Genomic DNA, 19,460 nt, shown 5'->3' with positions numbered 1-19,460 from the left:
AGGCGCATTTATTTAATGTGGAAAGTGGCTGAATGAAGTCTTAGCGGGATGCGATTCTGCATCCCGCGGAGTCTTTATCGTGCTGCAAACTTCATCACTATCGCCGGATACCTGTAGCTAATAATAGCGTCAGGTGAGAAGGCGCTATCCAGCGTAAACTGTTCCTCATCCGTCAATGTGATATCAAACGCCTGAAGGTTTTCCGCCACGCGATCTGGCCGACTCATACCGACAACCGGCACGATATCATCCCCGCGAGACAGCAGCCAGGCGACGGCTAGCTGCGCGGGAGAACATCTGCGGGCTGCGGCCAGAGCTTTTAGTACCGCCGTGGGCTGCAAATTATGTTCGAGATTTTCGCCTTCCATTCTGGGAACAGTATAGTGGGCGGCGCTGCGTGAAGTTACTCTCCCCGTGAGAAGACCATCGGCCAGAATGCGATATCAGCGGCACGCTGAAGGGCAGTTTGATCGTCGTGGGAAAGATTATCCCAGGTTTTTTATTCATAACTAAAAGGTAGAGATTCCCCAACCATAAATTTTTAGAAATCAATATATTGGGTGAAAATTACTGAGCTTTCAGGGAGTAACCGCTATCCACATTAAGGATCATCCCGTCAAAGGCTAAATGGGCCTTAGATGGCGCAGTTCGATGCTTATTCCGCAGTATCTGGTGCAGTCCTGCCATATCCTGGCGACGACAGGTTGGTGCAGATTATCTGGCAGTTATCGCCTGAAATTATTCGACGTGGAATAATTTTGTACGCTTTCTGATTAGTAACTATAAAATTGAAGGTAAATCCTTTTAATACAAAAAAGCAGTCCCTTATCAATTGGGAACTGCTTTTTTATTTTTAACGAATTATGCTGCTACAGGCTCAGGCCGCCTTATTCCGCCGCGCATAAATGTAAGACGCAACGTACCCCTCGCGGCTCACGTCCAGATAGTCCGACCACCACTGCATCATGTCTTTACGGGCGTCAAGATGCTCGGCGCGATGGATATACGCCGCCCGCACGCTGTTGCGTTCCTGATGATTCATCTGCCGCTCCACGGCATCCCGCAACCAGAGTTCAGACTCCACCAGTGTGCTACAGGCCATTGCCTGGAAGCGCAAAAAATTATAGCGCAGGGCAGTACAGCATTGCGACGAAAGTATCCTGAGTAAGTCAGTCCGGCGTATCAGATATGCCGGTAACATCCTGAAATGAAAAATTGTACTGAATACAAGCTATTGCGCGGAAAATAAACGCACTTTTATCATGGTGTCAGGGAACAAAGATTCATGGGAAACACCTCAGCCAGTACTACCGGTGCTGCCGTCAGTACACCACCACGTCCCTTTATCCGGGTCTTTCCGGTCCCCAAAAATAACCGGGGGCACGCGTTCAGCAACATTGACGACATTCTGGCTCATCTTCAGGGAGAGCCTACCGGACACTGGCTCATTGGCAGTAACGGGATGTGGCATGGCGGGATTCATATCACCGATGCCACCACGCCGTGGTGCGCCCTGAGTGGGAAAGCACCACAGGAGGTGATGGAGTACCCTGTGCCCGGGAAAGGCGAGCAGGCCATACGCTGTATGGCAGACGGTGAGGTTGTCGCTTACCGTATTAACCGGGACTACCTTACTCTGCCGTGGGAGTCGGGCGATTTGTTTTATTCCTCGTCCTTCGTGCTGGTCAGGCATCATATCCAGCCGGGACAAACCGCTGCCAGCTCCCTGACGTTTTACACGCTGTATATGCACCTGGCCCCGTGGTCGGCGTATCCCGAAGAAAGCACGGCGTACAAAGTGGCTGACGGTCAGCACCTGAAAGCGTATGTTGACGATACCCTGCAATGGACCGCCACCACACTGAAGCCCGGTACCCGCGTGAACTGGAATAAATCAGACCCGGCAGCACAGATGACCGCTCGCGGGCGACGGTATGCGCACGTGTCACTGGTGGAAGGTATCACCGATAAAATGAACCTGAACGCCGGGGACCTGCTCTGGGTGGTGTGCGATAACGGCAATCTGTTGCCGGACCATAACGGGCCGGAGCGCCCGGCATGGTGGAGTAATCTGCTGCCTCCGGCAAAAGAGACGATGCAGTTTGATACCGTGGTCTGCCCGACGCCGTACCCGATACGGTCCGGGGATGCCATCGGGCATCTGGGGTATTATCAGGCACCGAAGGATGGCGGTTATAACGGGCGCTATCAGGTGCATATTGAGTGCTTTACCACTGATGACTTGCCGCGCTTTCTGAGTAATTCTGAACATGTGGAGCGGGATAAACCCGCGTTTGGCAAATACCCGGCGGGTATACCGCTCTATATGAAGAACAGCGTAAATGCGATATATCAAAGCCAGTTGACTACCCATCAGGACGGTATTTTTCCCCTGAATGGCAGCCAGCACACAGAAGACAATCAGGTGACTTACTGGCAGGCTGGCGCATCGCGGGGCTATCTTGCAGAATCCGACCTGAAACTGCTGTCACGCTATGACCTGGCGGAGCGGGGTTTTGAAACCGTTGAAGCCAGCCCGCGTAGCTTTGACCACCTCGACGGCAAAAACCAGCCTGCGGGACTGGTGCGGCATATTTTTCAGATGCTGTTTAACGCTTCCTCAAAAGACCCGCGTACCAGTCATGCGCAGGTGAAACACAACTACCAGCGGCTGCTGGATAAAATCGACAGCGGTGAGACACGCTATTCGGCCCAGGAGTACCGCCGGGCAGTACAGAACCCGGATTACATTGATCACCTGCAACACCTGTGTGTGAAACATCCGGGTGACTGGTACTGTACGTCAGATGACCCCGTCTGGCAGGCTTTCTTCACCACATTGCTCAAAAAGGAAGCGCCGGAATGGTACAGCTATGGTATCCGTTTTCTGAACGCCACTCGCTGGATGGATCAGGTACCGGACATGTCGCGAACGCCATGGCATATGCACCCGCAGGTGTTTCTGGATGCCATCAGCACGTCGAAAAAACGCGGCTGGGCGCACAGTCCGTTTGCAGACCTGCTGGGCTGCGTGGAGTCAAAGAACGATTACACGGCTTACAACCAGATATTTCATAGTCCGGAAAGGTCGGAGAATTTGCATCTGCTGGAGTTCGAAAAGGTAAGCAAATCAGTAAGGGACGAATTAGCGCGAATGATGGGCATGGTTATTATGATGGCGATGGTTTAAACAAAGCTTCACTTCTACCTGACGATATGGTTAGAGCACTAGAGGAGTCAAAATAATGCAACGGAAATCTATATTGCTAGCCTGTATCAGCCTGTGGGTGTGCGCAACTGCAACAATTCAGGCTGAAGATAAAATGTTCCCTGAATTTTCTCATTATCCAGCAACAGTCACTTCGGGGCCTTTTTCTCAGACGCTGGTTTTAACAAACGAGCAGATTAAATACTCTGCGCATTGGAAAAAAACGATGCAGCAGCAATTAGTAAAACCCGTTAATTTCGCGGGGCATTATCGCTTCTTTGCAACAGATGCGTACCAAGGCGATGAATGTCAACATGGTATTTGTGGCTGGGTATTAGATAAATCGACAGGGAACGTTGTCTCGAACCTTCCTGAATTTAATGGCAGTGACTCATATGGTGCAGTAGGTGATAATGGTACACCTGTTGGCGAACCGTTTGAAACAAAAACACAAAGTGATAGTTTGTTATTAATACTTACCGGCCAAGCAATACCTAAAGAGTTAAAGCATGATAAAGATGGCGTTCCAATAACCAATCCATGCGAAACAAATTACTATAAATTTGAGAATAACAAATTTATTAGAATTTTCGAAGATAGAAATGGCTGTAATGTTGATTAATTGATTATAGATAGCCTCATTCATGAGGCTATCATTTTTAGAAGTAAACCAATGAAATACTGACAGGCTCATACTGATAGGTAAAAATGGTGTAAGTTCTCTCCTGTCCTGGTATTATTTTATGACGCTTCCCTCTGATATCCCGCAAACTGATAAGGAGACACATACAGATCCATGCTTGCATCCAGATAATCCGCCCACCACTGCATCATAGCGATCCGCTCCTCCAGATATTTTGCCTTATGAATATAGGCGGCACGGACGCTGTTTCTTTCCTGGTGACTCATTTGCTTTTCAATCGCTTCTTTGCTCCACCGTCCCGACTCACTCAGCGCACTGCACGCCATCGCCCGGAAGCCGTGACCGCAGATCTCTTTTCTGGTGTCGTAGCCCATCACGCGCAATGCTTTGTTGATGGTGTTGTCGCTCATGCACTTGTCCTGGTCGTATTCGCCGGGGAAAATAAACGCCAGATGCCCGGAGAGCGCTTCAGTTTGTTTCAGGATCGCCATTGCCTGATCGGACAGCGGGACGATGTGCTGTGTTTTCATCTTTGTGCCACGGTGAGAGAAGCGCACGTTTTCGATCTGCTCCCGTTCTTCCGGGATTATCCATAGCTTCTGCTGCCAGTCGATTTCACTCCAGCGGGCAAAGCGCAGTTCGCTGGAGCGCACAAAGAACAGCAGCGACAGCTTAAGCGCATACCGTGTCAGCAGCCTGCCGGAGTAGTTATCCGTCCGGGATAATAATTCTGGTAGTTTCTCAAGCGGCAGGGCCGGGTAATGCTGTGTTTCCGGCGGCGTAAATTCACCGTCCAGATCCAGCGCCGGTGATCGGCATGCCAGTTTATGGCGATCTGGCGGAATGTCTGTCCGTTTTTCTTTTTCTGTTGCGCGATTTTTTTGTCAACGGAGGGATCGACCCCCGCACGCATTTTACTGCGTGCCGCATTGCGGAACTGGCGTGCCGTAAGCAGGGAAACATCCGGGTAAGGACCAAAGGCCAGCTTCTTCTCTTTCCCGTCAATGCGGTACTTCATATACCAGAGTTTTGAACCGTTGGGTTTGATCAGCAGGTACAGTCCGGCACTGTCGCCGAGTTTGAAGGGGTTGTCTGTGGGTCTGAGCTTGCGGATAGCGGTATCAGTGAGTGCCATAGCGGGGGGGCTCCATTCGTTCAACGAACCGAGAGGCCCCCGATGAATCCCCCCGAAAACTACAGATATCAAAAAACCCGGCAATCCTTTTCAGGACAACCGGGTCAATCTAACTGCTTGTTTTTATAACGCATTAAGACTCACTGAGGCGTCTTAATACTAAAATCTGGCTCCTCTGACTGGACTCGAACCAGTGACATACGGATTAACAGTCCGCCGTTCTACCGACTGAACTACAGAGGAATCGTTTCAACGAGGCGCATAATACTGGGCCAGCTATACCGTGTCAATAGTAAAATTAACGCGGTAATTCAATTGGTTAATTAACCTACAAAATGAGGAATTAATGCTCTGATGCTTTCCCGTAGTCGCCCTCGGTTGAGTGTACCCGTAAGCGCTGAGAAGGGTCCTGGCGATAGAACTGACAAAAACGCTGCCATAACGACGGAAAGCGTGGAGCAAACAGTTCTGGCGCACTGAAAAAATACTCTGACAACACGGCAAAACATTCTGCTGGGTCGGTGGCGGCATAGGCATCTATACTGGCAGCGCTTTCGCCAACAAGATCGATTTCATCCTGTATATTATTCATTGCAGCGTGGAGATCGTGTTCCCAGCCGGCCACGTCCCGCAACGGGATGAAAGGAATACCGCTGGCGCGATCGCCATTGCGCATATCCAGTTTGTGCGCGACTTCATGGATAATGAGGTTGAAACCCGAAGCATCGAACGAGTCCTTGATATCCAGCCAGTTCAAAATGATTGGCCCTTGTTGCCAGCTTTGCCCCGACTGTACGACGCGCTGACTATGCACCAGACCTATGTCATCTTCCCATTCATCATCTACAACAAAGGGGGCGGGATAAATGAGTACTTCATGGAAACCATCAAGCCACTCAATACCGAGCTCCAGGATCGGTAAGCAAAAAATTAACGCAATACGCGCGCTTTTCAACGAGTCGAGCTCAAATCCCTGTAGCGCTACCAGCCTTTTTTGCTGCAAAAAACGTTCGGCCAGCGCAATGAGCCGGGCCTGTTCTTGCGCAGTGAGGTTTACCAGAAGAGGTATAGCCAGCGCATCATCCCACGGCCAGTCTGCGTTCTGGGTTATTTCTTGTGCTTTCCAGGGCCATTTAATCATCGTTTTGCTCGTAAACTCGTCACTTGAACAAAATTACCCAAACAGGGTCTGTTAAAATGCCAAATTACCTGGCATCATTGCAATATACGGAGAGATGCCGGAGCGGCTGAACGGACCGGTCTCGAAAACCGGAGTAGGGGCAACTCTACCGGGGGTTCAAATCCCCCTCTCTCCGCCACTATTCAAACACTTAGCTTAACTGCTTTCAACGACCCTCGTCACACTTGGTATGTCACACCTGATATCCTGGTATATAGTGTTGGTATACGCACTGGCTCTCTTTCTTACCATCATCATCTTCTGATTTCCTCAAAACAGCACGTGTCAGTGTTGAAGAAATCTTCGCTTCGCAATGGTGGCACGTCTCCGGTTTACGATATCAGGAGAGTGGCGCGTTTATTACCAGGGTAGGTAGGCGTTGTGAGACGTAGCTGGCTATTAATAGATATTTGATGAAGATTATTTACGCCAGGTTCACCTGCAGCGGCGGACATAGCTAAAAAAACGTATGGCAATCAGCGCGATAATGCCAAAAAAGCAATTAATATTTTTTTAACAAAACTAAAGCTTGCTATGTTCAGTTAACCGTGCGTTAATGGTTGTGCGGTTTGATACAAACTTATCTGAAGTAGTGATTGTAATATTTCTCATTATTTGTTCCTCTTGAGATCTCCTTTAGGTTTTTTTCTCTCTGATAATTTTCTTCAGGCCATTCTGCCCAAGGGCTAATTCAAAAGGTAACAATATTATGACGACGAAAATCACTGGTTTAGTAAAATGGTTTAACCCTGAAAAAGGCTTTGGTTTCATTACGCCTAAAGATGGTAGCAAAGATGTATTTGTACATTTTTCTGCAATCCAAAGTAATGATTTCCGCACTCTTAATGAAAATCAGGAAGTTGAGTTTTCAGTAGAGCAGGGACCAAAAGGTCCATCAGCGGTCAACGTTGTGGCGCTTTAAGGCAACTGATATCACTAATAAAATTCACTTCAGGTGTCCATGTTGTCATGGTTCACAATACAGAACATCGACATTCGATGTTACTGAGCAAAACCCGTTCGGCGCGAAATGTATTTTTTGTAAGTCAACCATGATCACTTTTGATAATGTTGGGCTATACATTCGTTCAGGACAGGTTCCGCTAGATTTTAGAAAATAATTCACATTAGCTCCGTACAGGAGCTTTTTTTATACCCGGATGATTATAATCTATGGAAGCTGGCATCTATAGTGATATTCTTCTCTCTTTCATACAGCGCCTAAAAAACGTAAGGTTGTTTTCATCTATCGGATGAAACCAGGTCAGCCTATCTTTGCGTTGTTATCCGTTATTCAATTCTCACTATTATAATAATAAGCCCGCGATAAATGCGGACTCGAATAACCTAAAGCGTTTTAGAACGGGTAGACCAGACCAACATCTACGATATCATCGGTTACAATACCGCTTTTCGTATAGAAGTCGTTATCTTCATCCAGCAGGCTGATTTTATAATCAACCAGGGTGGACATATTTTTGTTGAAGTAATAAGTCATACTGGCGTCAACATATTTAACCAGATCTTTGTCAGTGTAACGCCAGTGGCCACGATGGACTTTCTGACCGCCAAAAATCTTTGCCCTTAGACAGCAAACAGGCGACAGACGGACACAGATCGAAATCGAACTGATACTGTGCGACTACTACAACGTTCTGGGTTTTGTTAGCGATACTTGCAGACCATCAACTTTGCCGTACAGATCAAGCTTGTTGCCATTTTTATTATAAACTTCAGCCGCATTTTCTGCGCCTGCCACTAATAACGTCGGGACAAGTAGTGTCAAAATTTTTCTGTGCATTATGTATTCCCTTGTGATAATAATTTATATGAATGTATAGTCACCTCAATAAAACCACAATCTGATACTATTCTATTAAGTTCGCGAATTTAGAAAATAACATGCAACAAATGCATTTCAAATTATTTCTATTCGATTTTTTATAATGTAAACTATATAGGTAGTAATGAATATATACATTATAATTATCATTTTTATCAATGATTTATTTATTTTTATTTGAGGATTTTTGTTGCGAATATAATTTGTTTTTTATATGTATTTTATATTTTGATTATGAAAAGACATAAAAAAACCGGCATAAGCGCCGGCAATATGGGTAATAATAAAAATAAATAATAAAAGGCTAATAACCGGATCATTTTGACATTTAATACCAATAAAATAAAACACTATCTCAATAGGTAAAAATAAGTTGTTCTGGTTATAGGTTATTCTGCATCAGAATGCGATTCAATCACCATTATCTTATTTAACAGCAGGTTCAGCGCCAGGCGCAACATTGTCTGAGAATAAACTATTTGTGGCATGAATAACCAGAACAGGCGGAGAAGGTATTTCATGGTCGAAATGTGACTGATATCACATTATAATGTAATTAATGTCATATGACTTACATCACAAAAGCGGAGTAAAGTTTGAGTACCAGGGAGGACAACGCCACCCGTAGCATGGGCGGTAAATTAGCGTTATGGGTTTTTTATACCTTTTGCGGCTACTTCATCTGGGCGATGGCACGTTGCATCTGGTTGATGTCCGCCATACAAACCGAGCCGGTTCTCGGCCCAACCAGCGCGCCTGGCAGCGCAACGGAAAAATGGCTTAACGCGCTCTCGCTGGGCGTCGTCTGGCTTATTCTGGGGAGTATTGCCTGGTACACCCGGCCTCGCAAAAAACTGGCTTATCCCTCCAACACTAAGCCAGAAACGCGCAAGCAAGCAGGGATGTAAAGTGGTGACGGATATGTCAGGATAGCGAACCACATGCTCAGGCATGTAATAAAAATGGTCTGCTATAAAGAGAGGGCGTATGGACTCAGGATACTGGCAATCGCAGTTTGAAGACTGGCTACGTCACCACCACCAGGAGCAGGATGCCGCCCATGACATCTTCCATTTTCGTCGTGTTTGGGCAACCGCGCAAACGCTCGGGGAAAACGGTCCTGTCGACTGGCTGGTGGTTCTGGCGGCATGTTATTTCCATGACATTGTCAGCCTGGCGAAAAATCATCCGCAGCGGCATCGCTCTTCCATTCTGGCGGCGGCAGAAACCCGGCGTATTTTTCTGCGGGATTTTCCTGACTTTCCGGCAGAAAAACTGGCGGGTATTTGTCATGCTATCGAAGCGCATAGTTTCAGCGCAAACATTGCGCCCGCCACGCCAGAGGCAAAAATCGTGCAGGATGCAGACAGACTGGAGGCATTGGGCGCCATTGGTCTGGCGCGGGTCTTTGCGGTCTCCGGCGCGCTGGGCGTCGCGCTGTTTGATGCCGACGATCCCTTTGCTGACAGACGGCCTCTTAACGATAAACAATTCGCGCTCGACCATTTTCAAACCAAACTGCTGAAACTGCCGCTGACGATGCAGACCGAACGGGGCAAGTACCTGGCGCAGCGTAATGCGGATTTTCTGGTGTCGTACATGGCAAAATTGAGCGCTGAGTTGAAAGGCGACTATGAAACGCAGGACCAGGCGGTCATCCAGAGGTTTGCTACGCATCAGTAACCCCTGTCGCTGAAACGTAAACCGCGTCATTTTATGTTAGTCTGTCGGCAATTATTTTTGGCCGGTTAAATGTATGCAGGAAAATATTTCAGTAACACACGCCCGGAACCTCATCGCCGACGACGCCGGAAGCGAGATCCAGGCGATGCTGAGTCAATTGCTGGAAATCTATGATGTTAAAACGCTGGTGGCGCACCTTAACAGCCTGGGCGAACAGCACTGGAGCCCGGCCATCTTAAAGCGCGTAATGATGAACGCGGCATGGCATCGTTTGAGCGACAATGAACTCACCTGTCTTAAAACAGGGTTGCCGACGCCGCCAGCGCATCATCCGCATTACGCCTTTCGTTTTATCGATCTCTTCGCTGGCATCGGCGGTATTCGCCGCGGATTTGAAGCGATAGGCGGACAGTGCGTGTTTACCAGCGAATGGAATAAGCACGCGGTACGGACATATAAAGCGAACTATTTTTGCGATCCGCTGCAACATCGCTTTAATGAAGATATCCGCGATATCACGTTGAGCCACCGGGAAGGGGTCAGCGATGAGGAGGCGGCGGAACACATTCGCCAGCATATTCCGCAACATGATGTCCTGCTGGCAGGCTTTCCCTGCCAGCCATTTTCCCTGGCGGGCGTCTCCAAGAAAAATGCGCTGGGCCGGGCCCACGGCTTTGCCTGCGAGACTCAGGGGACGTTATTTTTTGATGTCGTAAGAATTATCGACGCCCGCCGCCCCGCGCTGTTTGTGCTGGAAAACGTGAAAAACCTTAAAAGTCACGACCAGGGCAACACCTTCCGCATTATTATGCAAACGCTCAATGAACTGGGATATGACGTGGCGGATGCCGCTGACAATGGCCCGGACGATCCGAAAATTATCGACGGGCAGCACTTTCTTCCTCAGCATCGGGAACGTATTGTGTTGGTGGGATTCCGCCGCGATTTGAACCTGAAAACCGATTTTACGTTACGCAATATCGCCCGCTGTTATCCACCGCGCCGTCCGGCGCTGGCGGAGCTGCTGGAGCCCGTCGTCGAAGCCAAATATATCCTGACGCCGGTACTGTGGAAATATTTATATCGCTACGCAAAAAAGCACCAGGCGCGGGGAAACGGTTTTGGCTATGGCATGGTTTATCCTGACAATCCAGAAAGTGTGGCGCGCACGTTATCTGCACGTTACTACAAAGATGGCGCCGAAATCCTGATTGATCGTGGTTGGGACATGGCGAAAGGCGAAGCGAATTTCGACGATATCGGTAATCAACAACATCGTCCCCGCCGACTCACGCCGAGGGAGTGCGCGCGTTTAATGGGATTTGAGGCGCCGCAAACGTACCAGTTCAGGATACCCGTCTCGGATACTCAGGCTTATCGCCAGTTTGGCAATTCCGTGGTGGTGCCGGTATTTGCCGCGGTAGCAAAGCTACTGGAAGCCAAAATTCACCAGGCGGTGGCGCTGCGTCAGAGAGAGGCGGTAGATGGCGGACGTTCACGATAAAGCCACGCGCAGTAAAAATATGCGCGCGATAGCGACCCGCGATACGGCCATTGAAAAACGTCTTGCCGGCCTGTTAACCGCGCAGGGGATTACGTTTCATACTCAGGACGCGACATTACCGGGCAAGCCGGATTTTGTGGTGAATGACTATGATTGTGTGATTTTTACTCACGGCTGTTTTTGGCATCATCACCACTGTTATCTGTTCAAAGTACCGGCCACGCGAACGGCTTTCTGGCTGGAAAAAATCGGTAAGAACGTTGAGCGAGACGAGCGCGATATTCAGCGTTTACAGGCGCTTGGCTGGCGGGTACTGATCGTCTGGGAGTGCGCCTTGCGCGGGCGGGCGAAATTGAGCGACGCGGCGCTGGCGGAGCGCCTGGAAGAGTGGATCTGCGGCGGCGGTGCCAGCGCGCAGATCGACACCCAGGGTATGCATCTACTGGCGTGAATTTTCCGTTTTACACGGCGTGACCACCGCCCTGGCGGAAAACAGGTACTTACCCAGCGTCACCAGCACTACGGCAAACACAATCACGCCCAGCGCGGCCCATTCAACGGGCGAGAGCCTCTCGCCGCCCAATCCGGTGCCAAGCAACACGGCGACAACCGGATTCACATAGGCATAGCTGGTCGCCAGCGCCGGGCTGACATTGCGAATCAGGTACATATAGGCATTAATGGCGATGACAGAACCGAACAGCGCCAGGTAGCCGACGGCCATAAAACCCGATAAGCCAGGCAGCGTGGTGAGTTTCTCGCCGGAAAGAAACGCCGCGCAAAGCAAGACCACGCCCGCCGCCAGCATTTCAATCGCGCCCGCCATCATGCCTACGGGGAGGGCGATGCGCGAGCCGTAAACGGAACCAAACGCCCAGCTCATCGAGCCTATCAGGATCAACATCGCGCCCCACGGATTGCCGCTTAAATTGCCACCACTGTTCAGCAGAATAATCCCGGCAAGCCCAATGGCAATCCCCACCCATTCTAATTTGCGCGTTTTAATACCGAAAAAGTAACTAAAGCACAGCGTAAATAGCGGGACGGTGGCGACCACAACTGCAGCAATGCCCGATGGCACGTTTTGATGCTCCGCCACCGTAACCAGGCCATTACCCACCGCCAACAATAATAAACCAATCAGCGCAGCATTGATGGACTGGCGCAGCGGCGGAAGTTTTTCGCCGCGCAGCAGCAAAAACGCCATAAGCAAAATACCCGCTGAGAGGAAACGTACGCCTGCCATCATCAGCGGCGGCCAGCTTTCAACGCCTATTCGGATAACAAAATAGGTAGACCCCCAAATGATGTACAAGGCAAAAAGCGCGCCAAAAAGAGGTAACAACTGCCGGAAACGCATAATCTCTCACGGTGAAATAAAAAGGGTGAATATAGTAAACGCCAAAATTATTATGCTGGCGAGCATTATAATTGTCCTTTTTGAATAAAAAGGCGTTGACCCGTGCCGCTGGTTTCGGCATTGCGCGTTTTGCTACATACTTAACGTTTTAGAAGAAAAAACCGAGGGAATCATTTTGGCAGGAAGTAGCTTACTGACATTGCTCGACGATATTGCCACGTTGCTGGACGATATTTCGGTAATGGGCAAATTGGCCGCGAAGAAAACCGCGGGCGTACTGGGGGACGATCTGTCGCTCAATGCGCAGCAGGTGACCGGCGTTCGCGCCAACCGAGAGCTGCCAGTCGTATGGAGCGTGGCGAAAGGGTCATTGATCAACAAGGTTATTCTGGTGCCGCTGGCGCTGCTGATAAGCGCATTTATCCCGTGGGCCATTACGCCTTTATTAATGTTAGGCGGCGCGTTTCTCTGCTTTGAAGGGGTAGAAAAAGTCCTTCATACCTTTGAAGCGCGAAAACACAAAGAAGACCCGGCGGAGCGGCAAAAACGTCTTGAGGCTCTGGCTGCGCAAGATCCTTTGGCCTTTGAAAAAGATAAAGTGAAAGGGGCGGTACGTACCGATTTTATTCTTTCTGCTGAAATTGTGGCTATCACCCTGGGGATTGTCGCGCAGGCGCCGCTGCTTAATCAGGTACTGGTACTGGCAGGGATTGCGTTGGTCGTAACCATTGGCGTGTATGGCCTGGTGGGGATTATCGTAAAACTGGATGATATGGGATACTGGCTGGCGGAAAAGCGTAGTGTACTGGCGCAGGGCATCGGTAAAGGATTACTGATTATCGCGCCCTGGTTAATGAAAGCGTTATCCATTGTCGGTACGCTGGCGATGTTTTTAGTCGGCGGCGGGATTGTCGTACACGGTATTGCGCCGTTACACCATGCCATTGAACATCTTGCGCAGCAACAGGGTACTTTCATGGCGCATACGCTTCCCGGGGGGCTGAATCTGGTGCTCGGTTTTATTATCGGCGCCATTGTGGTGGCGCTGGTGAAAGGTGTGGCGAAAATTCGCGGTGTTTCGCACTGATTTTCTGCAATGAATTGTGCAAAATTGCCCGTTGTCGTCTAAGGTGAAAACGTTTCATCTGATACCGGAGGCAGGTATGGTCTTTTCTGTCAGTGAGGAAGTTACGGTGAAAGAGGGGGGACCCCGGATGATCGTCACCGGTTATTCCAGCGGAATGGTAGAGTGCCGCTGGTATGACGGTTTTGGCGTAAAGCGGGAGGCATTCCATGAGAATGAGCTCGTGCCAGGCAAGGAAAGGCGCGTGCGGGACGAAGCCCGATGACAAAACGCCCGGTTAACGCCGGGCGTTTTGTTGTGGATAAAGAGAGTCGTCGCGCGGCGACATGCTGCTATCAGGTTATGCCTGGATTTAGCGGTATCCCTTAGTGATGTCTGACTACCGTAAGCCATCAAGGGGCGTTGTATAAATAACCAGGAGTTACCAGGGTGCCGCACGAGACACTGTTAGAAAATCAAGGCTGGTTTAAAAAGCTGGCGCGGCGTTTTGGTCCCGGCCATGTCGTCAACACTTGCTTTCTGATCGTGATGCTGTTCTCGACGCTACTTACCTGGCGGGAAGTGATGATACTGAAAGACGCCTATGTCGCCAGTCAGCGCAATCATCTGGGGAGCGTCGCGAATGCCCTTGACCGCCAACTGCAATTCAACATGGATAGGTTGATCTTTTTACGTAACGGTATGCATGAAGCGCTGGTGGCGCCGCTGGCTTTTGCCGCATTGCAAAGTGCGGTAACGCAGTTTGAGCAACGACGCGCCCGGCATTTCTGGCAACTGGAGCTGGATAAGCGGCGGACATTGCCGCTATATGGCGTTTCCGATCAGTTTGTCGCCCGGACGACGCTCCTTTCGCGGGATAATCGCGATCTGGCAAATGAATTAACCGCCACGCTGGAGCTGGGGTATCTGGCGCGTCTGGCGCGCTCATCCGCCATGCTGACGCTGGAGACGATGTATGTTTCTCGCTCAGGGTTTTATCTCTCAACCCTCCCTACGGCATACGGTAGCGATATCGTATCACGTTACTATCAGTACGTGACCCAGCCCTGGTTTATTGAGCAAAGTCAACGGCGTAACCCACAGCGCGGCGTGCAGTGGTTTACCTCCTCACAGCCCTATATTGCTGTTGAGCAGCAAAAAGTGACAGCCAGTGTGCCGCTGGATCACGATAATTACTGGTATGGCGTACTGGCAATGGATATTCCCGTCGCGTCATTCCAGCGGTTCCTGCGCGATGCGGCTGAAAAGGATATCGAAGGAGAGTATCAGCTATACGATAACCATCTCCGTTTGCTGGCAGACTCCACGCCGGAACAACAAACCGCTAATACGTTAAATGACCGTGAACGCGCCTTACTGGCGCGTGAAATAGAAAAAGATACCCTCGGCGGGCTGCGTTTAGGAACGCATTATGTAAGCTGGGAGCGGCTGGATCATTTTGATGGCGTCCTGCTGCGCGTGCATACATTTCGTGAAGGCATACAAGGGAATTTTGGCAGTATTAGTATCGCGCTGACGCTGTTATGGGTACTTTTTACGGCGATGCTGTTGATCTCCTGGGGCGTTATTCGACATATGGTCAAAAACATGTTTGTTCTGCAAAATTCGCTGCAATGGCAGGCATGGCACGATCCGCTGACCCGGCTCTATAACCGTGGCGCGCTGTTTGAAAAAGCGTCCAGGCTGGCAAAGCGTTACCGGGAATCCCGCCAGCCTTTTTCTGTGGTACAGCTGGATTTAGATTATTTTAAAAGCGTTAACGATCGCTTTGGCCATCAGGCCGGCGATCGCGTGTTGTCCCATGCCGCTGGGCTCATTGGCAGCACCATTCGATCGCACGACATCGCCGGACGGGTAGGGGGCGAAGAGTTTTGTATCGTGCTGCCCGGCGCGACGAAAGCGCAGGCGCTGCAGATTGCCGAACGCATACGCCAGCGCATTAATGACAAAGAGATTCTGGTGACGAAAAGCACGACGCTTCGTATCAGCGCGTCAATGGGGATCAGCAGCGCGGAGGAATACGGCGACTATGACTTTGAACAGTTGCAGTCGCTGGCCGACAAACGGCTTTATTACGCCAAACAGTCCGGACGTAACCGTATTTGCGCCAGCGACGCGACTCAGGAGCGGGAAAAGAAATAGTCCATTCCTTCGCGCCAGCCATTCGGTCCTTCATTCTGGCTACGGTAGACGCGCTGAGGATCGTCGTTACGCAAATGTACGCCCTCCCGGTTTAGCCCTTTAACGATAACCGCATAATCCATCACATCCAGTAAGGGCGCATCATTGGGACCGTCTCCCAGTCCCAACGTCAGAGGACGCGCGTGCCACTGGCGACGATATGCTTCAATCAGCCAGTTGGCGGCCTGATCTTTACCGGCGGAGGCGTCCAGCACATGCCAGAAACGGGCGCCATGGACAAATTGCAGTCCCAGTTCATTTAAACGGGCGACAAACTGCGCCATGCGTTCATCGCTATCGCGCCAGATCAGCGACACCGAAGCTTCATGCAGACGGGTTAGGGCAGACTGTGCCCGATTCAGGCCCGTCCATTCACTTATTACCTGATCGTCAACGTCATCAAAAGTGGTGAACTTAAACTGTTCCTTTTCACGCAACTTATGCAGGACGAGGCGGATTTCGTTGTGAGAAATACCGGCTATCAGGCGGGGATAGTTGGGATGGTCTTCCCAATGAGCGTCCAGTTGGATCACCGCACCGTTTTCCGCAATCAGCGGCAGTCCCTGTAGATTTAACGTCGTCTGGAGCTGGAGCATTTCAGCCGCGGTTTTACTGCTACAGAGGATCACGGGTACGCCGCTTTCATGCAGGCGCGTAAGCCAGGGGGCTGCGGGCTGCCACTCAAAGGTGTGGCTGTTCAGCAACGTGCCGTCCAGATCGGTAAAAATCAGCAAGGGGTCATGGATTGAGAGCATTTTTTCCTCATTTTCCATTGCAACGGCGGGCTTATTTCTAGGAAAAATCCTAAAGCACATCCGAAAGAAGTAGAACGCTAACTGGAACCGATCCCGTCGCTTCCAGACAGCGCATGCGTTGTCACACTTTTGCTACCGAACCATTAGCAGGCTTAATCATTCATGTAAAAAATATTTACTTGTCATGCAAAAAAATTGCAGATAAGGTAAATCTCACATCAGATTTCCTGGTGTAACGAATTTTCAAGTGCTTCTTGCATAAGCAAGTTTGATCCCGACCCGTAGGCCGGGATTTTTTTCGGCCATTTTTAACGGTTTATTTCCGTTACACTAAAATCATGAATATCCAGCTCGAATGCTTCAGCTAATTCATGCCATGTATGATATTCCCGTCCGTCTACGCTCACTCGCTCAGGATCTTCTTGGCTACGGTGAACCTCGCTTTCGCTGATTTCATTTATTGCCGCCAGTAGCGCATCTACGTCGACGCTGACTTCGCGCTTGGCCGTATCGCTGTACTCTTTTGCCGTTTTCATCTTCACTACCTCGCTGGTTCCTGACAGCCTAAGTATAGCCCGTTGAGAAAACCAGCAAACACGTCAGCAAGGCGCTGTCAGACGCGGAAAATTGTTCTACACTGGCACAAAGTAACAGGAGGAAAATGATGAAGGTGAATGATCGGGTAACCGTTAAAACGGACGGCGGTCCCCGCCGACCGGGCGTGGTACTGGCAGTGGAAGAATTTAGTGAAGGCACAATGTATCTGGTTTCGCTGGAAGATTACCCGCTCGGCATCTGGTTCTTCAATGAGTCAGGTCATCAGGACGGCATTTTTGTCGAGAAGGCGGAGCAGGACTAATTGAGCCGGACTGGAGGTGCATTGCCAGTCCGGATGTCTCAGCGCATGTTAACAAAAATGCTGTTAGTGACGTTATCTGTCAGTCGTACTACGTGATAGATCACTTGTTTATTATGCGTTTTTATCTTTCGTTTAATATTCCCCTTATGGGAGGACACTGTCTTGGCTTTAATATTCATTCTGTCAGAAATCTGAATGGTTCCCTGACCTTCCATCCACATTCGCAGCATGCTGGATTCAGTTCGACTTAACGATAACGTTGGTAAATTTATGGTTCCTGAAATACCAGACTCTTTTTTCAGAATATCGCCAAGAATAGTATCCAGCGAGTCAGGTTTAATCGATTTTGAGCTAATCAGTAAGTTTTTTCTTACTAATAAATATTCATCAAAATGTACATTAGCAATTGCCATAAAAACAATAAATAACGTGTCAGGATGTTGATTAATGATTTGCTTTATTTGTTGACTGTCTGAAGGCGTATGAATAAAACAGTCCTCATTAATAAACACCACCGAAGGCTGATGCGCGCTACAAGCGATAGCGAGTTCGTCAACGGTTTCGATGTCGTTGATTTCCCTTTTTTTCACCCCTCTGCTGACCAGATACCCGCTTAACCCTAGCCGGGTGTAACTGCATAAATCCATAATAATCGTTGACATGGCATACCCTCACTCAATGCGTAACGATAATTCCCCTTACCTGAATAACTCACCATAATCAGACGGAACACGAATAGTCACCTTAGATAACGCTTACGCCGTTTTTCAGGCGAACTTACTATCCCGTAAAGTTGCATATAATTTGCTAGGAATCATCTTAAAGTAAAGTGAATATTGTGTTATGTGAGTGAAGTAAAAACAAATAAGTGGCAACAGATATATCCTGGTGAATGTTTTTTAAAATTTATTTTCGGATAAACCTTAGTAAAACATGATAAAGATTATGGGTTATTATTTATCGGCATCTCGCTAACAATATCAGCAAGCAAATTGAAAATTTCGCTGAATAAATGTTCGCAAAACGGTGCAATTAATGGCATTAGCGCGGCCATCAGCATAATGCCGACGGTGAGCGTCAGCGGGAAACCGATAACGAATATAGAAAGCTGTGGTGCCATGCGGTTTAATAGCCCCAGCGCCAGATTGAGCGTAAGCAGGAGGGTAATGACCGGCAATGCCAGCATCAGTCCGTTTAAGAAAATGAGTCCTCCGGCCCTGGCGAGCGCCATAAACGCATTACTGTTCACCGGGTTGCTACCGATGGGCAGGGTGTGGAAGGTATCGACCAGCAGCGAAATAAGCCACAAATGACCATTAAAGGTGAGAAACAGTAGCATGGCGAGCATATCCATAATACGCGCCAGGACCGGCATATTAAGGTGGCTGCCCGGGTCGACGAAGGTGGCAAAGGAAAGCCCCATTTGCAGACCGATAAATTCACCCGCGGTACGAACCGCCGCAAAGGCGAACTGCATGGTAAATCCCAGCGCAATACCGATCAGAATTTGTTGCATTGCCAGCCATAAGGCGGCAATAGAAAAAAGCGGCGTATCGTTTGTCGGTAACGACGGCGCGATAACGAGGGTAATCATCACTCCCAGTCCCAGCTTTACACGCTTGGGAATAGCGCGCTCGCTGAGAATCGGCGCGGTTGAAATCAGCGCCAGCACGCGCAGCAAAGGCCAGAAATAAAGATTCATCCAGTATAGCCATTGCTCGCTTGTGACCTGTATCATCGTTCTGTTTATCCGATGATATAAGGTAAATTGCTGAACAGAGTGCGTACGTAATCCAGCAGCAGGTTGAGCATCCACGGGCCGGCAACGATAATTGCGATAAATACGGCGACGATTTTAGGGATAAACGACAGCGTCATTTCATTAATCTGAGTGGCGGCCTGCAAGATACTGATAATGAGGCCGGTAATCAGCGCGACGAGTAACAGCGGCGCAGCCAGGGCGAGGGCGACTTTCATCGCCTCGGTGCCCATCATCATGACGGATTCTGGAGTCATTTTGCGCCT

Annotated in this window: 20 protein-coding genes, 2 tRNA genes and 4 pseudogenes; 13 read left to right on the top strand and 13 right to left on the bottom strand. The window is 49.4% G+C overall.

The annotated features are described in order from the left end of the window. Positions 1-74 precede the first annotated feature (74 nt). Entirely contained in the window at positions 75-434 is a 360-nt protein-coding gene (locus ACE15A_RS13675; RefSeq protein WP_226296310.1) for an aldo/keto reductase, read from the bottom strand. Between the two features lie 443 nt (positions 435-877). Beyond that, positions 878-1,108 (bottom strand): annotated as a pseudogene (locus ACE15A_RS13670) (integrase); the annotation flags it as partial. Positions 1,109-1,285: 177 nt separating this feature from the next. Here ACE15A_RS13670 and ACE15A_RS13665 point away from each other — a divergent pair. Both ACE15A_RS13665 and ACE15A_RS13660 read left to right on the top strand, forming a co-directional pair. Then, complete coding sequence (locus ACE15A_RS13665) at positions 1,286-3,190, top strand: hypothetical protein (RefSeq protein ID WP_220529744.1); 1,905 nt, start codon at positions 1,286-1,288, stop codon at positions 3,188-3,190. A gap of 55 nt (positions 3,191-3,245) precedes the next feature. Next, positions 3,246-3,830, top strand: coding sequence for a hypothetical protein (locus ACE15A_RS13660; RefSeq protein ID WP_023247431.1), 585 nt, complete (start codon positions 3,246-3,248; stop codon positions 3,828-3,830). Positions 3,831-3,949: 119 nt separating this feature from the next. Here the strand turns inward: ACE15A_RS13660 and ACE15A_RS13655 are convergent. The 3 genes and pseudogenes from ACE15A_RS13655 to mtfA all read right to left on the bottom strand — a co-directional run bounded on the left by ACE15A_RS13655 (position 3,950) and on the right by mtfA (position 6,127). After that, positions 3,950-4,986: pseudogene (locus tag ACE15A_RS13655) on the bottom strand (tyrosine-type recombinase/integrase). A 167-nt stretch (positions 4,987-5,153) separates the two neighbouring features. After that, positions 5,154-5,229: transfer RNA gene (locus ACE15A_RS13650), tRNA-Asn, on the bottom strand. A 100-nt stretch (positions 5,230-5,329) separates the two neighbouring features. Continuing rightward, a complete protein-coding gene (gene mtfA / locus ACE15A_RS13645) occupies positions 5,330-6,127 on the bottom strand; it encodes a DgsA anti-repressor MtfA (RefSeq protein WP_023246485.1) in 798 nt (265 codons plus the stop codon). A gap of 88 nt (positions 6,128-6,215) precedes the next feature. Between mtfA and ACE15A_RS13640 the strand changes: the two genes are divergently transcribed. The 3 genes from ACE15A_RS13640 (at position 6,216) to ACE15A_RS13630 (ending at position 7,287) form a co-directional block, all read left to right on the top strand. Beyond that, positions 6,216-6,305: transfer RNA gene (locus ACE15A_RS13640), tRNA-Ser, on the top strand. Positions 6,306-6,875: 570 nt separating this feature from the next. Then, a complete protein-coding gene (locus ACE15A_RS13635) occupies positions 6,876-7,088 on the top strand; it encodes a cold shock domain-containing protein (protein WP_023246484.1) in 213 nt (70 codons plus the stop codon). 10 nt (positions 7,089-7,098) lie between these two features. Next, the gene (locus ACE15A_RS13630; RefSeq protein WP_024131163.1) at positions 7,099-7,287 is read left to right on the top strand and encodes a hypothetical protein; all 189 of its coding nucleotides are present in this window, start codon (positions 7,099-7,101) and stop codon (positions 7,285-7,287) included. 236 nt (positions 7,288-7,523) lie between these two features. Here ACE15A_RS13630 and ACE15A_RS13625 read toward each other — a convergent pair. Together ACE15A_RS13625 and ACE15A_RS13620 are read right to left on the bottom strand one after the other, a co-directional pair. After that, positions 7,524-7,839 (bottom strand): annotated as a pseudogene (locus ACE15A_RS13625) (porin); the annotation flags it as partial. 5 nt (positions 7,840-7,844) lie between these two features. Further along, a pseudogene (locus ACE15A_RS13620) lies at positions 7,845-7,967 on the bottom strand (porin); the annotation flags it as partial. Positions 7,968-8,605: 638 nt separating this feature from the next. Here ACE15A_RS13620 and drpB point away from each other — a divergent pair. From drpB to ACE15A_RS13600, 4 genes are all read left to right on the top strand, one after another. Further along, positions 8,606-8,917 carry a cell division protein DrpB gene (drpB, locus tag ACE15A_RS13615; protein WP_023246830.1) on the top strand — a complete coding sequence of 104 codons (312 nt, stop codon included), beginning with the start codon at positions 8,606-8,608 and terminating at the stop codon, positions 8,915-8,917. Between the two features lie 79 nt (positions 8,918-8,996). Further along, complete coding sequence (locus ACE15A_RS13610) at positions 8,997-9,692, top strand: phosphohydrolase (RefSeq protein WP_053508871.1); 696 nt, start codon at positions 8,997-8,999, stop codon at positions 9,690-9,692. 73 nt (positions 9,693-9,765) lie between these two features. Next, a complete protein-coding gene (locus ACE15A_RS13605; RefSeq protein WP_053508873.1) occupies positions 9,766-11,196 on the top strand; it encodes a DNA cytosine methyltransferase in 1,431 nt (476 codons plus the stop codon). Further along, entirely contained in the window at positions 11,177-11,647 is a 471-nt protein-coding gene (locus tag ACE15A_RS13600) for a very short patch repair endonuclease (protein WP_023246833.1), read from the top strand. The genes ACE15A_RS13605 and ACE15A_RS13600 overlap by 20 nt, the downstream gene beginning before the upstream one ends. Here the strand turns inward: ACE15A_RS13600 and yedA are convergent. Next, positions 11,636-12,556 carry a drug/metabolite exporter YedA gene (gene yedA / locus ACE15A_RS13595; RefSeq protein WP_023246834.1) on the bottom strand — a complete coding sequence of 307 codons (921 nt, stop codon included), beginning with the start codon at positions 12,554-12,556 and terminating at the stop codon, positions 11,636-11,638. The genes ACE15A_RS13600 and yedA overlap by 12 nt on opposite strands. A gap of 169 nt (positions 12,557-12,725) precedes the next feature. Here yedA and ACE15A_RS13590 point away from each other — a divergent pair, with 169 nt between their 5' ends. From ACE15A_RS13590 to dgcQ, 3 genes are all read left to right on the top strand, one after another. Then, positions 12,726-13,643: a DUF808 domain-containing protein gene (locus ACE15A_RS13590; protein ID WP_088733885.1), complete on the top strand. Its 918-nt coding sequence runs from the start codon at positions 12,726-12,728 to the stop codon at positions 13,641-13,643. 76 nt (positions 13,644-13,719) lie between these two features. Beyond that, on the top strand, positions 13,720-13,905 hold the full coding sequence (locus ACE15A_RS13585; protein ID WP_000232161.1) for a YodC family protein: 186 nt from the start codon (positions 13,720-13,722) through the stop codon (positions 13,903-13,905). Positions 13,906-14,069: 164 nt separating this feature from the next. Next, a complete protein-coding gene (dgcQ, locus tag ACE15A_RS13580) occupies positions 14,070-15,782 on the top strand; it encodes a cellulose biosynthesis regulator diguanylate cyclase DgcQ (RefSeq protein ID WP_053508875.1) in 1,713 nt (570 codons plus the stop codon). Here dgcQ and ACE15A_RS13575 read toward each other — a convergent pair. Continuing rightward, entirely contained in the window at positions 15,761-16,576 is an 816-nt protein-coding gene (locus ACE15A_RS13575) for a mannosyl-3-phosphoglycerate phosphatase-related protein (RefSeq protein WP_023246836.1), read from the bottom strand. The genes dgcQ and ACE15A_RS13575 overlap by 22 nt on opposite strands. Positions 16,577-16,884: 308 nt before the next feature. Continuing rightward, a complete protein-coding gene (gene yodD, locus ACE15A_RS13570; protein WP_023246837.1) occupies positions 16,885-17,112 on the bottom strand; it encodes a YodD family peroxide/acid resistance protein in 228 nt (75 codons plus the stop codon). A gap of 128 nt (positions 17,113-17,240) precedes the next feature. On the opposite strand from yodD, the gene dsrB reads away from it, so the two are divergent. Next, positions 17,241-17,435 (top strand): protein DsrB, encoded by a 195-nt coding sequence (gene dsrB / locus ACE15A_RS13565; protein WP_000867218.1) that lies wholly within the window; start codon positions 17,241-17,243, stop codon positions 17,433-17,435. 38 nt (positions 17,436-17,473) lie between these two features. Here dsrB and rcsA read toward each other — a convergent pair whose 3' ends face one another. From rcsA to fliQ, 3 genes are all read right to left on the bottom strand, one after another. Then, on the bottom strand, positions 17,474-18,097 hold the full coding sequence (gene rcsA, locus ACE15A_RS13560) for a transcriptional regulator RcsA (RefSeq protein WP_129382444.1): 624 nt from the start codon (positions 18,095-18,097) through the stop codon (positions 17,474-17,476). Between the two features lie 281 nt (positions 18,098-18,378). Then, the gene (gene fliR, locus ACE15A_RS13555) at positions 18,379-19,173 is read right to left on the bottom strand and encodes a flagellar biosynthetic protein FliR (protein WP_023246840.1); all 795 of its coding nucleotides are present in this window, start codon (positions 19,171-19,173) and stop codon (positions 18,379-18,381) included. 8 nt (positions 19,174-19,181) lie between these two features. Further along, positions 19,182-19,451, bottom strand: a complete 270-nt coding sequence (gene fliQ / locus ACE15A_RS13550; RefSeq protein WP_000187355.1) for a flagellar biosynthesis protein FliQ — start codon at positions 19,449-19,451, stop codon at positions 19,182-19,184. Positions 19,452-19,460: the final 9 nt, after the last annotated feature.

The sequence above is a fragment of the Salmonella sp. HY31 genome (assembly GCF_042604575.1).
GTDB classification, from domain to species: domain Bacteria; phylum Pseudomonadota; class Gammaproteobacteria; order Enterobacterales; family Enterobacteriaceae; genus Salmonella; species Salmonella diarizonae.
Note: the sequence above shows the minus strand (reverse complement) of the source record. Positions and strands in the feature narration are given on the sequence as shown.

Bases quoted from the DNA above. Each gene is read 5' to 3' on its own strand.
- ACE15A_RS13665 (WP_220529744.1), top strand. From the start codon at position 1,286: ATGGGAAACACCTCAGCCAGTACTACCGGTGCTGCCGTCAGTACACCA.
- fliQ (WP_000187355.1), bottom strand. From the start codon at position 19,451: ATGACTCCAGAATCCGTCATGATGATGGGCACCGAGGCGATGAAAGTC.
- yodD (WP_023246837.1), bottom strand. From the start codon at position 17,112: ATGAAAACGGCAAAAGAGTACAGCGATACGGCCAAGCGCGAAGTCAGC.
- fliR (WP_023246840.1), bottom strand. From the start codon at position 19,173: ATGATACAGGTCACAAGCGAGCAATGGCTATACTGGATGAATCTTTAT.
- dsrB (WP_000867218.1), top strand. From the start codon at position 17,241: ATGAAGGTGAATGATCGGGTAACCGTTAAAACGGACGGCGGTCCCCGC.
- rcsA (WP_129382444.1), bottom strand. From the start codon at position 18,097: ATGTCAACGATTATTATGGATTTATGCAGTTACACCCGGCTAGGGTTA.
- ACE15A_RS13600 (WP_023246833.1), top strand. From the start codon at position 11,177: ATGGCGGACGTTCACGATAAAGCCACGCGCAGTAAAAATATGCGCGCG.
- ACE15A_RS13585 (WP_000232161.1), top strand. From the start codon at position 13,720: ATGGTCTTTTCTGTCAGTGAGGAAGTTACGGTGAAAGAGGGGGGACCC.
- mtfA (WP_023246485.1), bottom strand. From the start codon at position 6,127: ATGATTAAATGGCCCTGGAAAGCACAAGAAATAACCCAGAACGCAGAC.
- ACE15A_RS13660 (WP_023247431.1), top strand. From the start codon at position 3,246: ATGCAACGGAAATCTATATTGCTAGCCTGTATCAGCCTGTGGGTGTGC.
- yedA (WP_023246834.1), bottom strand. From the start codon at position 12,556: ATGCGTTTCCGGCAGTTGTTACCTCTTTTTGGCGCGCTTTTTGCCTTG.
- ACE15A_RS13575 (WP_023246836.1), bottom strand. From the start codon at position 16,576: ATGCTCTCAATCCATGACCCCTTGCTGATTTTTACCGATCTGGACGGC.
- ACE15A_RS13635 (WP_023246484.1), top strand. From the start codon at position 6,876: ATGACGACGAAAATCACTGGTTTAGTAAAATGGTTTAACCCTGAAAAA.
- ACE15A_RS13605 (WP_053508873.1), top strand. From the start codon at position 9,766: ATGCAGGAAAATATTTCAGTAACACACGCCCGGAACCTCATCGCCGAC.
- ACE15A_RS13610 (WP_053508871.1), top strand. From the start codon at position 8,997: ATGGACTCAGGATACTGGCAATCGCAGTTTGAAGACTGGCTACGTCAC.